The sequence below is a fragment of the Borreliella carolinensis genome, from assembly GCF_032595855.2.
In the GTDB taxonomy this organism is placed as follows: Bacteria; Spirochaetota; Spirochaetia; order Borreliales; family Borreliaceae; genus Borreliella; species Borreliella carolinensis.
This window is the reverse complement of record NZ_CP132453.1, coordinates 696,249-709,558: the sequence shown is the minus strand read 5'-3', so window position 1 is coordinate 709,558 and position 13,310 is coordinate 696,249. Positions and strand designations below refer to the sequence as shown.

The following is a 13,310-nucleotide window of genomic DNA, read 5'->3' as shown; positions in this document are numbered from 1 at the left end:
ATAATTTATTTAACAAATACAGACATAACTCTTTGAAGAACCTTTGCCCTATCTAAGGGTTTAACAATAAATGTTTTTGCTCCTTTTATTAAGCAATCCTTAACTAATTGTTCTTTGCCTAAAGCAGATATCATTATCACTCTAGCATTTTTATCAAATTCCATAATATTAGAAAGACAAGTTATTCCATCCATTTTGGGCATGGTAATATCAAGCGTGACAATATCAATATTGGGGTAATGATTCTTGTACTTTATCACAGCCTCCTCTCCATCGGCTGCCGTATCAATAATATTAAAACCCTCTGATGTAAAAATTTGAGTAAGTTGCTTTACGGTAAACACAGAGTCATCAACAATTAAAACATTAAAAGGGATACCTGTATCATAATTAATTCCTCTAGGTTTAGATGAAGAATCTGCAGCAATTGTAGTCTTTTGGATCATATTAACCTCTCTTTTCTAATAAAAAGAATTTTTTTCATATCAAACCCTCTCTCTTATTGCAATATTAACTTCTATAATTTTACCATCAGGCAAAGAAAAAGGAACAATTAAGGCCTCAGAACCTTTATTACTTATTTTCATATTTTCTCCATAAATAAAAGCTGGGGGAGTTATATCAAATACAAAACCTTTGGCATGCAAAGTAGTAACAAAATTTCCAGCAATAATGTTGCCAACCTCAGTTAGAGTTGCAGCAACCATCTCTTTTGTTTCCTCATCATCAAAATCATCATACTCTTCAAAATTTAACTTAGAAGCAACAAAAAGAGCTGTGTCTATATCCATATCAATAATTATACTACCCTCAACAGACCCAGCAAGCCCCACTATCACAGAAACACCTTTTATCTTTTGATTTATTGACTTAAGCCCGGGTTTACCCATTTCTATATTTTCAACAAGCAACATATCTCTTAAAACCGAAGAAGCAGCATCCAAAAATGGCTCTATATAATCTATTCTCATTAATTTCTCCTTTAGACTTTCCTGTACAAGTTAAAATACTTTGTGGATTTCTCTTTTATAAAAACATCATTATTTTTAAGCTCTTCGTTATCTCCCAAAACCAAAAGAGCCCCTTTAATAGCTTTGGAAGCAATGATATTTAAAATCAAAATCTGATTTTCACTATCCAAGAAACATAAAACATCTTTTAAAAAAACCATTCCCAAATTATCAGGCAAATCTGAAAAAAGAGCATCGGAATATTCAAACAAAACATTACTTAGAATTTCTGACTTAAATTTATAAACTCCAGGGCTTTGTTCAAAAGAGTTTCTACGATAAATTTCACTAATACCAATTTCTGACTCTGAAAACATTAACCTAGAAGTTTCAACAACTTTTGATAAATCATTATCAATAGCTGTCAGCTTAAACGGTTTTACATAATATTCAAACAAGGCATTAGCTAAAGCCATAGTCTCTTTTCCACTGCCACAACCAATTTCCAATACATTGAAAATAGAATTTAAGTTATCCATAAAATTTAAGTGACTCTCAACAATCTCATTTTTAAATTCTTCCAAACAATCAGCTCTCCATAAATTCCCTGATGATTTTGAATAAAATTCATTTAAAAAACTATCGTAAGGCAAGTAATCAGCATCAACCATATTAAATTTTACTCCAACTTTTTCCAAAAACACATCACTTACCAAAGAAGCATTAAAAGAGTATTTAAAAAGATTTTTTTTAATACTTTCCAAATTAAAAGTTGCAAGATTGTTTAGAGTTGAATTTTCATTGTTATTATCATTTTTTGAAGAAACATTACTAGAAACATCATTCTTATCATTCTCTAGTATATCTAAATTGTCACAATCGCTTACAAGGTCGCTTTTTTCAACAAGATTTTGATCAGATTTTAATAACTTTTCTTCCTCGCCATAATTAAAAATTTTAAAAACATTAAGAAGTATATAAAGCTTTTCGTTATAATCTACAACACCTTTTATATAGTTTATTAAAGAATCCTGAGATAAAACTGGATGTGGATCTTGAATAAGACTAGAATCTATTGAAAAAACATTATTAATTTTATCAACAATTACCCCTATAAGAAGATCTTCGTTTTTTAAAACCATAATATCTTCAATATCTTTTTTATTAAATTCTAAATTAAACATTATTCTAAGATCTATAATAGGAATTATTTCGCCCCTTAAATTATCAAGCCCGGCTACATACTTTTTGGCATTTGGAACATAGGTAAAATTACTAGATTTTCTAATTTCTTTAACCTGCATAATGTCTACTAAATAATGATCCGATCCAAGTTCAAAAGAAACAACTTTAAAATCAAAATTGGTTAATTTAGAATTGCAATTTTTATCATCTGAGATTTTGGGTCCAAAATAAATTTCTTTTATCTGCACAAGAAATTCACTCCTTAGTATCTTTTTGTAAATCAAAAAGCTTAAAAACATCAATTATCAATACAACCTTACCATTGCCAAGCGTAGTAGCCCCAACTATACCCGCGCTTGATGAAAATTTATCTTTAATAGGCTTTACTACAAAATCTTCCTCACCAAGAATAGAGTCTACAACAATTGCTGTTTTCATGTTACTAGTATTAACAACTATTAAAAATTTTTCTATTAATGAATCATCTCTTGTTATGTTAAAAAGTTTATCAAGTCTAAGCACAGAAACGACTTCATCTCTTAAATTATAAACTTCATGATAATTTTCAAGCAATTTTATATCATGCTCGGTTATTCTATGAGTTTCAAGAACATTATTCAAAGGAATAACATAAGTCTCAGTCCCCGACTTTACTAAAAGGCCTTGTATAATCACTAACGTCAATGGTAGTTTAATTTTAAAAATTGTTCCAAGGCCAATTTCTGATTCTACCAAAATAGTTCCATTAAGCTTTTCAATACTTTTTTTCACAACATCAAGACCAACTCCTCTACCTGAAAGATCTGTTACTTGGGCTGCTGTTGAAAAACCAGGAGCAAAAATTAAGTTAATAAGTTCAAAATCAGAGTAAATTGCACCCTCCTTGATTGTTCCCTTTTCAATTAATTTTCGCCTAATAACCTTTGGATCTATACCAATCCCATCATCTTCAATCTCAATTGATATTACATTGCCCTCATTCTTGGCGCGCAAAATTATAGTACCTTCTTTGCTCTTTCCCCTTTTAACTCTCTCTTCAGCTGTTTCAAGGCCATGATCCATTGAATTTCTAACACAATGCATCAAAGGATCTACAAGGTCATCTATAACAGACTTATCAAGCTCAGTTTCTTCTCCTTCCATTTTAAGATTTACAATCTTATTTAATTTCTTTGAAAGATCTCTGACAACTCTTGTAAACCTTGAAAAGATATTGGATATTGGCAACATTCTGGTTTTTAAAACACTCTCATGCAAATCCGTAATTATTCTTGACAGTCGCCCAGAAGTCATTTTAAAATTCTGAAGAAGCCTGAAAAAAGAATTTCTCAATTCAGATATATCATTAAGGGTCTTTTCCATTTTAAGATTCATCAAAGAATTAATATGTGATTCAACCTCATCTTCTAATGTTAAGCCAGCATCTTTGAAAACTATCTTTAAATCAATTAAAAAGTTTCTCTGAAAACTTTCTTGATAATCATAAAAATAATTAAAATTATAAAATAATGTAATCATTTCTGAATTTATTTGATTATACGATGACTTACTTATTACAGCCTCACTAACAAGATTTAATATGTAATCTATTTTTTTACTATCTATTCTAATTAAATTAACACTAATTGGACTATTTTTCTTAATACTTTTATTTTCCTTAAGAGGTGCTTCATCTTTGTTTTTTAGGCTCACATTCCCTAAAGATTCTAAATTAACATTTTCGATTTCAAAATGACTAACAACATCTGGTAAATTAATTTTTTTAGCAATGCTGTCTGCACCGGTATTTGATATTAAGTAATATATTACAAAATCAAAAAACTTATCTGCCAATAATTCGCTAGAATCTGGAAGAGACTTGAAAACTTTTCCAAGACTTTTTAATGCTTGAAGCATTTGAAGCCCACTAATAGTAGACATAGGATTGTCTTTTACAAAATCTAATCTAACTCTAAATAACTTTTGATTTTCAACCTCAAGCAATAAATCAGAAATCTCATCCTCTGTAAAATCAAAACCATCATTTAAAACAAGATTGGAATCTGAATCAATATCTTTAATCTCTTTATCTGCAAGCTTTTTTAATTCTTCTTTTACGTTAAATTCATCAACCAAATAGCTTTCAATTAAATTTGAAGAATCTAAACTTTTTTTCACATCCTTTATATCTGAATATATCAGATAATAATCTACTCTTGTTAAAAATTCATTCTCTATGATTTGCTCATATTTAGGAATTGTATGAAGCACAGATCCTAAATTTTTCAAAATATTAAATATTTTTAGTCCACCATTTTCCGCATTAGAATCTTTATTCGCATTAAAAACAACGCTGATCCTTAAAACCTTTTGCCCAACTCCTAGACCTTCTCTTATTTCTTCAAGATCTGACTTTGAAAGACAAAAATTGTTTTTAGCTGGATTTTCGTCAGCTCTCTTAATACGAGTCTGCTCATTAACTACTAAAAATTGCTTTAATTTGCTTTTAAGATCACTTATATCATTCAAATAAACCTTGCCGTCAAGACGAAGCGAAAGCATTTCCTTAATAACATCTAATGAGCTTAAAAGCAGATCAACAAGATCATTGTTTATATTTGCCCTACCGTCTCTAATGGCATCAAAAACATCTTCAACAATATGGGTAAAATCAGATAGCTCCATCATGTCAAGAGAAGCAGAGCTTCCTTTTAAAGTATGAGCTGCTCTGAATATTTCATCAATAGTATCAGAATTATTAGGATCATCCTCTAGCGACATAATATTCTCTTCAAGGATATCTACAAGATTTTGAGCCTCTTCAAAAAAAACCCCTAAAAGCTCTTCATTTTCCAAATCTAATATTTCCATACTATTTCCTATTATTTTATATATGTAAAGCTAACCTTTTAGGCAGCTTTACATATTAACATATTAATTTAAACCTAATTTTTTGGAGATGATTCTTCAGGCTTCTCGCTCTCAACCTTTTCTATAAAGTTTTGGAAAGAGCCTTCAGGCATAGAAATTTTTTCTCTAAGCTTTAAAACTCTTTTAAAAGTTTCGTGTGCCTTTAATTTACGAAGAGATTCAGTTCCACTAGTTTCATAAACTTTAAATACAGACTCACTATCAATATCAGAATCTATTGAAACACTCAACTTATCGTAAAGAACTCTTAAATCTTTAACATAAAAGATAAAATTTTGCTCTTTTGAACTATGCGATTTTGAAACTCTAAAAGCCTTAAATCTCATTTTACTTGAAGCAAGAGGATAATTTGGAACATCGTCTTTAATTATTCTAGATGATATATTAGGAATATAGTTGGGATTTGACCAAATTAAATCAGCCCACCCTTTAAACTTTAAAGTACCCATAGAATAAGCATATTCCATACCATTCATATCTTCAAATAAAACTTCAAGATCTATCTCATATCCTAAGCTATAAACTGATACCTTAATCTCTTTCATGGTTTTAATGTTATCGATAAGACCTTTACCTAAAAACTGATTTCCACTTTCTCCTGAATAAAAAGGAATTTTAAATGGTGGCATAATCATAGCAGATGATTGAGAATAGCTTGGAAATAAAACTCTTACTCCTAAAATAGTATCGCCTGCATACCTTTTTGACTCACTCTTAACAACAGCAGGCGCAACAACTGAATTTTTAACGTAGGCCTGCAACCTTGCAGAAGGAGTAAGCAAAACGCTCCAATTATTTATCCCAAGATCTACAACCATATCTTCCGGCTTAACAATACCAGAAGCGCCCGAATATACATAATCAACATAATTTGTAAGATCAAGTCTAGTTGAACTTGGATCTCTTGCAAGCTCAGCAAAATCTAAAACCAATTCTCCGGGTTCTGATCTTTTAGAACCATCTGTTAATCCATCAGTCTCTTGAGCAAAAAGAACGGTGGATAATAAAAAAAATAAAATACTTTTAACTTTCCTTTTCATTTAAACCAACTCCTTATATATATAAATCTTTTATAAAATTTTCGTTTTTTAATTATTTTATTAGTAAAATTAAATTTATCAACTTTGCTCCTTTAAGATACACCCTTCAATAAGAATAACAAGCTTTTTTATTTTGCCAGGATAGTTAAAGCGCATTGTTTTTATTAAAGACATAGCAAACAGATTAACCTTAACATCAAAAGATTCATAAGGCTCATTATAATCACCACTATTAAAAGAATCATAAAATTCTCTTGAAAGATTTATATAATAAACTCCATTTTCTAAAAAAGAATATAAAAATCTTGCATCACTTAATAAAAATCCAAAAGAAAACCCCTCATTGCTTCCTAAAAGGAAATCTTTTACTAAAAGATCTAAATTATCTTTTAATTTTTTTTTATCTTTTAAATATCTTAAATTAGCAACAAATCCCTTGCTAGAATGAAAATAAAAAACCTTTTTTGAAAAAAGATTATCATAATTTAAAAAAACCATACAAATAGAAAACAAAAAGCTTGCTGCTAAAACCCCAAAAAGCACTTTAACCATATACTCTTTTTTCGAATTTAAAAATTCATAAATTACTGCATTATACTTAAAAAATACATCCGAAATATTATTTTTCATAAAAATTTATAAATTCCATTAAAGCTTTAAGTATTAGAATATTAAATTTGCTCATGTAATTATAATCCAAAATTAATTTAGCATCTAAAATGTTGGACAAAAACCCCATTTCAATCAACACAGCAGGCATACTGCTGTTTTTTATTACAAACCATTGCTCTTCTCTGATTGGCCTAACATTAGTTTCGCTTAACTCATTTTTAAAAACTTTATACAAAATTTCAGCCAATCTTTTTGATTCATATTTATATTTAATATCTAGTATATCATTAAGCTCGCTTAAGTATCTATTACCCTTAATATCATATCCTTTAAAATCTTTAATAACTTCTCTTTTTGAATTCTTAGGAAGATACCAAAACTCAACTCCCCTGGCCTCACTATTTGGAGCATCATTAGCATGCATGGATAAAAATATAACATTATTTGGAAAATTTGGCTTTATTGCATTTGCAAATTCCGACCGTTCTTTCAAAGTTAAATAAACGTCATTTACACGAGTTAATAAAATATTTTTATTTACAAAATAATTACTTAAAATTTTAGACAAATATATAGAATAGGTTAATGCAAAATCTTTTTCCTTAAGCACAACATCATAACCATTTATCTTTAAAGTTACAATCGCACCAGTATCATGTCCACCATGTCCAGGATCAATGATTATCGAAGTAATTCTGGGTTTATTATAACCTTTAAGAGAACTGAAATAATTTTCAATTTGCTTTAACACCTTTCGACTTATTAAAATTTCTCCACGAATGTCAATAATTGGATCTACAAACATATAATAACCAGAAGATGTAAGCGCATATTCAAAGCCTACCCTAAACTTTAAATATCCTTTGTCATTTTCAATTGTAAAAACATCATTTTCAATGTTAAAATCGAACCTGAAAGCATTAGTATCAAAAAAATCAAGAACATTTAAATAATCGGAGGTCTTAGAATACAAGTTTAAATATGAAAACAAAATCAAATCAATCAATAATATCATTTTCCCAAAGCTCAATGGCACTCTTTAAGTCTCCTTTGAATCTTAAGCTATTTTTAGCAATCTCACCTTTTATCTCTTTAAACTCTTTTTGGAAAAGAAAGGGATTAATTTTGTATTTTAAACAAATTTTACAAAACCTTAAAAAAGAAAAAACAACACCATTTCCAACAAAAATTGGGACATAATTCTTAAGTAAAAAAATTAAAAAACTTTTGCTTTTGGTCAAATTTTCTGGCGAATTTAATGCAGTATACTGGATTCTCAGCTTCCTATAAATATAAACATGTTCGCCAAAATAAACAGCTCTTAGTCCAAAATCTATTCTTTGAAAATATTCATTTTGAATCCTTCCGTCAAAACCTCCAAGTTGTAAAAATTTCTCTTTAGAATAAAGTCCGCAATAATCCATGGTAATCAAAGTTTTTTCATAGTCTTTCTCAGAATTTACTAAAATTACCTTAAACTTTTGCTTTTTATCTATGCTTGGAAGAAAAATTGAAGGAATCATTTCCTCTTCTTTATCAAAAAACTCCCCCCCAACAAGAAGAACATTTTTTTTAACTATTTCATCGAATATATTTGGAATCCAAAAAGGATTTAACAAGTACATATCACTTTGCAAAACAAAAACAAAATCACAGCTGGATTCTTTCATTGCTAAATTAACCTTTTCTCCTGAATTTAAATCATCAGAAAGTAAAATAAATTTTAACTTACCGTAACTTTCTGAGATGAACTGCAAAGAACTTCTATTGCTCTGTTTTTCAATTGAAATTATTTCTCTTATAAAATCAAAATTTGATAAAAATTCAAACAAATCTTCTCTAAAAATTTTTGTTCCTCTGCTTAATATTACAAAAGAAATTCCAAAAGAAGATTTTTGTGAATAATTATTTTTAGATTGAATAACAGTATATGAATAGCCACTACTTGGAAGACGCATAAATTACTTTTAAAATCCTTACAATTAAATTATAATAATCATATGTCAAATAATACAATGTTAATTGCAAGAATAATGAATATTAATACATTATTCTACAGCATGATTATTATCATTTTTGCACTCATTTCTTGCAATCACAAGAATATACATTACGACAAGAGAATTAAAAAATTTTTAGATAAAAACAAAATTGAATATAAAATAGACTCAGAAAATGATTTTATAGCATTTAAAGATATAAACAATAATGAAAGAGAAGAGGTAATCATCCGGTCAAGACTAAACTCATATAAAAATTCAAAGATAAGAGAAATATTTGGAATTGTCAAAGTATTTGATATAAACACACAAAAAATAAAAGAAATATCCGACTCCCTTATGAGCGATAGCTATAATAACAGAGTATTTGGATCATGGGAGATCATTCATAATGCAGAAAAAGGAATCAACTCTTTAGCATATATTGTAAAAGCAGAAGAATTTGCAAGCGATACATTTTTGCTTGATGCAATTGACGAGATTGCGTCAACAATAAATATTTTTAAAAAAATAATAACAACAAACAACGAAAACATTGACAATAATGAAGTAAATAACAATGCAAATGAATCAAATAAACAGTCTACCTTAAAACAAGAAGAAACAAATTCAATAAAAGAATCTGATAAAAATGAACTTAAAGAAGATCAAATCGAAGAAGAACTTCAAGAAATTAAAGCCCAATAATTTCAAAATTATTCTACTAATAAAGAATTAATATCAAAGCAAAAATGCACCTTGTAGCCTATTTTTATTTTAAATTTAGAAAATGAGCCTCTTGGAAGCTCAAGAGCATACTTTACCTTATAAAGAGAATTAACATTTGCCCTAGAGTACGGCTCTAAATCATAAATCTCTTTAATAATTCCATTTGAATCAATATAAGCTATTTCAAGCGGCAAAGATGTATTTTCCATCCAAAAAGATAAATTTTGCTCTTTTTTAAAAACAAAAAGCATTCCATTACCATATTCAACTTTTTGAGTACCCATATAGCCTTTTGCCCTATCAAACTCATTAGATGCTATTTTTACAAAAAACTTAACCCCATTTATCACAACTTCTTTATCATAAAAATGATCAGTAAAAGATAAAAAAGACATCAATAAAACTAAAAATAAAAATCGTTTTAAAATTTTTTTCAATTATAAGCCTTATTAAAAATTATTTATTATAATTTGAAATATAAGATTTTAAAGTCATTCTTAAAATATTTTTATTTAAAACAATAATACAATCACCAAGATCCCATAAATAATTCAAAGGCGTTACCAGTGTAGCCTCGCCAAACTTTTTCTTTACCTCAATAAAAATTGAATACTGAGATATTAATTTTTTATCAAAAACAAAAGTGTATGAAAACATTTTATTTTTGTCAAAATTAAAAACAGCATATTTTAAATGGGTTTTAGCAATAAATTGTAAAGTCTGCTTCTTAGCGTAAGGAAATTCAACTTCTTCAATATCATAATAAAAAATAGTACTTTTAAGAATATTCTCTTTAACAGACTCCATGCTAGAACCCATAACAAAAGATGTGAAAATAGAAAATAAATAAAAAACTGTAATACCCATACAAAGCCTTTAGCCATAAACAATATAAAGAAAAAGTATAACAAATAAAAAACTTGAAAATAAATAAAGCAAAATATCAGCATTAATCCCAAAATGGAAAAGTCTTACTAAGACTTTAGAAGCTGCTCTATTGTTTACCATTCTTGCTCTTTCTTTTCTTTTAAAGGGTTTTTCTTTAAGCTCTTGAAAAGGACTGTAGTGACAATTAGGACAACCTTCTCCAAAAGTAGAAACTGGACCTACGTGCCTACAATTTGGACATTCGATATCACCAAGCTTAGCAGCACAGTTAGGGCAAACAGACCGATTAAGTCCAACTTTTTCACCACATTGCTCGCAAAAAACTTCAAAATTTACCTTTGCCAAACGAAAATTCCTCAAATTTTACTTAAAAATAAGTATTTAAAATACTATATAATTAATTATAATAAAAATTGTATAAATATTACATATTTAAGGAATGCTAAAACATGAAATCGGGATTTGCAGCAATACTTGGTAGACCATCAACTGGAAAATCTACCCTTTTAAATTCAATATGCGGACATAAAATATCAATAATATCCCCTATTCCGCAAACAACTAGAAATAAAATAAAAGGAATCTTTACGGACGACAGAGGACAAATTATTTTTATAGACACACCGGGATTTCATCTGAGTAAAAAAAAGTTTAATATTGCAATGATGAAAAACATACACTCTTCAATAGGAGAAGTTGAACTTATTTTATACATAATAGATATTCAAGATAAACCTGGAGAGGAAGAGAACAAAATGTTGGAAATAATAAAAAACTCTAAAATTAAATTTTTAGTAATACTTAATAAAATTGACCTTAAAAATACAAAAATAAACGAAATAACACAATTTCTAAAAGAAAAAGAAATAGAAGATAGCAATATAATTAAAATATCTGCTGAAAAAAAAATTAACACAGAAGAACTAAAAAATAAAATTTATGAAAATTTTTCAGAAGGCCCGCTTTATTATCCACAAGAATACTACACCGATCAAGAAATAAATTTTAGAATTAGCGAAATAATAAGGGAAAAAGCTATTGAAAACCTAAAAGAAGAACTTCCCTATTCTTTGTATGTAGATATTGATACCTTAGAAAATAAAAAAGGAAGTCTTTTTATCAGGGCAAATATTTTTGTAGCAAATGAAAGTCAAAAAGGAATAATTGTAGGGAAAAACGGAAAAGAAATAAAATCAATAGGAGAAAGAGCAAGAAAAACAATTGCAAAAATTTTTGAAACAAAATGCAACCTATTTCTCCAGGTAAAACTTAAAAAAAATTGGAACAAAGAAGACAAGTTAATAAAAAGACTTATAAACTAAAATTCAACTACAATTTTCTAAATTCTTGAAACTTGAAAAACAAAATGTTAAAATTTACATAAATTTAAATTAGGAATAAAATGTGAAAACAGCGCACTGGGCGGATTTTTACGCAGAAAAAATAAAAAAAGAAAAAGGTCCAAAAACTTTGTATACAGTAGCATCAGGAATTACTCCGTCTGGAACTGTGCACATTGGCAATTTTAGAGAAGTTATCTCAGTAGACCTTGTGGCAAGAGCTCTGAGGGACTCTGGATCAAAAGTAAGATTTATTTATTCTTGGGATAATTACGACGTATTTCGGAAAGTTCCTAAAAATATGCCAGAACAGGAACTTCTTGCAACTTATTTAAGACAAGCAATAACAAGAGTCCCTGACACAAGAAGTCACAAAACAAGTTATGCAAGAGCTAATGAAATTGAATTTGAAAAATATCTGCCTATAGTGGGGATCAATCCCGAATTCATTGACCAAAGTAAACAATATACCAACAACGCTTATGCAAGCCAAATAAAATTTGCACTTGATCATAAAAAAGAACTCTCTGAAGCATTAAACGAATACAGAACTTCAAAGCTTGAAGCAAATTGGTATCCAATCAGTATATTTTGCACAAAATGCAATAAGGACACAACAACTGTAAATAATTATGACAACCATTACTCTGTTGAGTACTCATGTGAATGTGGGAATCAAGAATCTCTAGATATAAGAACCACATGGGCCATTAAACTTCCTTGGAGAATAGATTGGCCTATGAGATGGAAATATGAAAAAGTTGACTTTGAACCTGCAGGAAAAGACCATCACAGCAGTGGCGGCAGTTTTGATACATCTAAAAATATTGTAAAAATTTTTCAAGGCAGCCCTCCTGTAACATTTCAATATGACTTTATTTCAATAAAAGGACGTGGGGGAAAAATATCCTCCTCATCAGGAGATGTTATATCGCTCAAAGATGTTCTTGAGGTCTACACACCCGAGGTCACTAGATTTTTATTTGCAGCGACAAAACCAAATACTGAATTTTCGATCTCATTTGATCTTGACGTAATTAAAATATACGAAGATTACGACAAGTTTGAGAGAATCTACTACGGAGTAGAAGATATAAAAGAAGAAAAAAAAAGAGCATTTAAAAGAATTTACGAACTATCTCAACCATACATGCCAAGCAAAAGAATCCCTTATCAAATCGGATTTAGACATTTAAGTGTAATCTGTCAAATATTTGAAAATAATATAAATAAAATTTTAAATTACTTGAAAAACGTTCAAGAAGACCAAAAAAACAAACTAATAAATAAAATAAACTGTGCAATTAATTGGATAAGAGATTTTGCACCCGAAGATTTCAAATTTTCATTAAGATCTAAATTTGATAATATAGAAATACTAGAAGAAAATAGCAAAAAAGCAATTAATGAACTTTTGGATTTTTTAAAGAAAAATTTTGAAGTTGCTAGAGAACAAGACATTCAAAACGAAATATATAAAATTTCAAGAGAAAATAATATAGAACCCGCTTTGTTTTTTAAACAAATTTATAAAATTTTAATCGACAAAGAAAAAGGGCCCAAATTAGCTGGATTTATCAAAATAATTGGTATTGATCGCTTTGAAAAGATTATAAGTAAATATATTTAAGCCTTGAAATTAATAAAAAAATAAGTCATAGCTATATGACTTATTAA

The 13,310-nt window shown here is 28.5% G+C and carries 14 protein-coding genes; 3 read left to right on the top strand and 11 right to left on the bottom strand.

Annotation, left to right across the window (positions count from 1 at the left end; all coding sequences use genetic code 11):
• Positions 1-5 precede the first annotated feature (5 nt).
• From QIA46_RS03380 to QIA46_RS03345, 8 genes are all read right to left on the bottom strand, one after another.
• Entirely contained in the window at positions 6-446 is a 441-nt protein-coding gene (locus QIA46_RS03380) for a response regulator (protein ID WP_002557259.1), read from the bottom strand.
• Between the two features lie 39 nt (positions 447-485).
• Positions 486-971, bottom strand: a complete 486-nt coding sequence (locus QIA46_RS03375; RefSeq protein WP_014023886.1) for a chemotaxis protein CheX — start codon at positions 969-971, stop codon at positions 486-488.
• 11 nt (positions 972-982) lie between these two features.
• Positions 983-2,383 (bottom strand): CheR family methyltransferase, encoded by a 1,401-nt coding sequence (locus QIA46_RS03370; protein ID WP_317268427.1) that lies wholly within the window; start codon positions 2,381-2,383, stop codon positions 983-985.
• Between the two features lie 7 nt (positions 2,384-2,390).
• The gene (locus QIA46_RS03365) at positions 2,391-4,985 is read right to left on the bottom strand and encodes a chemotaxis protein CheA (protein WP_317268426.1); all 2,595 of its coding nucleotides are present in this window, start codon (positions 4,983-4,985) and stop codon (positions 2,391-2,393) included.
• A 74-nt stretch (positions 4,986-5,059) separates the two neighbouring features.
• Positions 5,060-6,085 carry a flagellar filament outer layer protein FlaA gene (gene flaA / locus QIA46_RS03360; protein WP_317260401.1) on the bottom strand — a complete coding sequence of 342 codons (1,026 nt, stop codon included), beginning with the start codon at positions 6,083-6,085 and terminating at the stop codon, positions 5,060-5,062.
• 78 nt (positions 6,086-6,163) lie between these two features.
• Positions 6,164-6,715: a flagellar filament outsheath protein gene (locus QIA46_RS03355; protein WP_317260400.1), complete on the bottom strand. Its 552-nt coding sequence runs from the start codon at positions 6,713-6,715 to the stop codon at positions 6,164-6,166.
• Positions 6,705-7,703 (bottom strand): N-acetylmuramoyl-L-alanine amidase, encoded by a 999-nt coding sequence (locus QIA46_RS03350; RefSeq protein ID WP_317268568.1) that lies wholly within the window; start codon positions 7,701-7,703, stop codon positions 6,705-6,707. The genes QIA46_RS03355 and QIA46_RS03350 overlap by 11 nt, the downstream gene beginning before the upstream one ends.
• Positions 7,696-8,655, bottom strand: coding sequence for a glycosyltransferase family protein (locus tag QIA46_RS03345; RefSeq protein WP_317268425.1), 960 nt, complete (start codon positions 8,653-8,655; stop codon positions 7,696-7,698). Before QIA46_RS03345 ends, QIA46_RS03350 begins: the two co-directional genes overlap by 8 nt.
• 57 nt (positions 8,656-8,712) lie before the next feature.
• Here QIA46_RS03345 and QIA46_RS03340 point away from each other — a divergent pair, with 57 nt between their 5' ends.
• Positions 8,713-9,384: a hypothetical protein gene (locus QIA46_RS03340; RefSeq protein WP_317268567.1), complete on the top strand. Its 672-nt coding sequence runs from the start codon at positions 8,713-8,715 to the stop codon at positions 9,382-9,384.
• 8 nt (positions 9,385-9,392) lie between these two features.
• Here the strand turns inward: QIA46_RS03340 and QIA46_RS03335 are convergent, their stop codons facing one another.
• From QIA46_RS03335 to QIA46_RS03325, 3 genes are read right to left on the bottom strand one after another with little or no spacing between them, the layout of a single operon-like run.
• Positions 9,393-9,842 carry a DUF192 domain-containing protein gene (locus QIA46_RS03335; protein ID WP_317268424.1) on the bottom strand — a complete coding sequence of 150 codons (450 nt, stop codon included), beginning with the start codon at positions 9,840-9,842 and terminating at the stop codon, positions 9,393-9,395.
• A 19-nt stretch (positions 9,843-9,861) separates the two neighbouring features.
• Complete coding sequence (locus tag QIA46_RS03330) at positions 9,862-10,272, bottom strand: hypothetical protein (protein WP_301341787.1); 411 nt, start codon at positions 10,270-10,272, stop codon at positions 9,862-9,864.
• Positions 10,273-10,281: 9 nt separating this feature from the next.
• The gene (locus QIA46_RS03325) at positions 10,282-10,638 is read right to left on the bottom strand and encodes a hypothetical protein (RefSeq protein WP_317268423.1); all 357 of its coding nucleotides are present in this window, start codon (positions 10,636-10,638) and stop codon (positions 10,282-10,284) included.
• Positions 10,639-10,742: 104 nt separating this feature from the next.
• Here QIA46_RS03325 and era point away from each other — a divergent pair, with 104 nt between their 5' ends.
• Together era and lysS are read left to right on the top strand one after the other, a co-directional pair.
• On the top strand, positions 10,743-11,615 hold the full coding sequence (era, locus tag QIA46_RS03320; protein ID WP_301341785.1) for a GTPase Era: 873 nt from the start codon (positions 10,743-10,745) through the stop codon (positions 11,613-11,615).
• Between the two features lie 82 nt (positions 11,616-11,697).
• On the top strand, positions 11,698-13,263 hold the full coding sequence (lysS, locus tag QIA46_RS03315) for a lysine--tRNA ligase (RefSeq protein ID WP_317268422.1): 1,566 nt from the start codon (positions 11,698-11,700) through the stop codon (positions 13,261-13,263).
• Positions 13,264-13,310 lie beyond the last annotated feature (47 nt).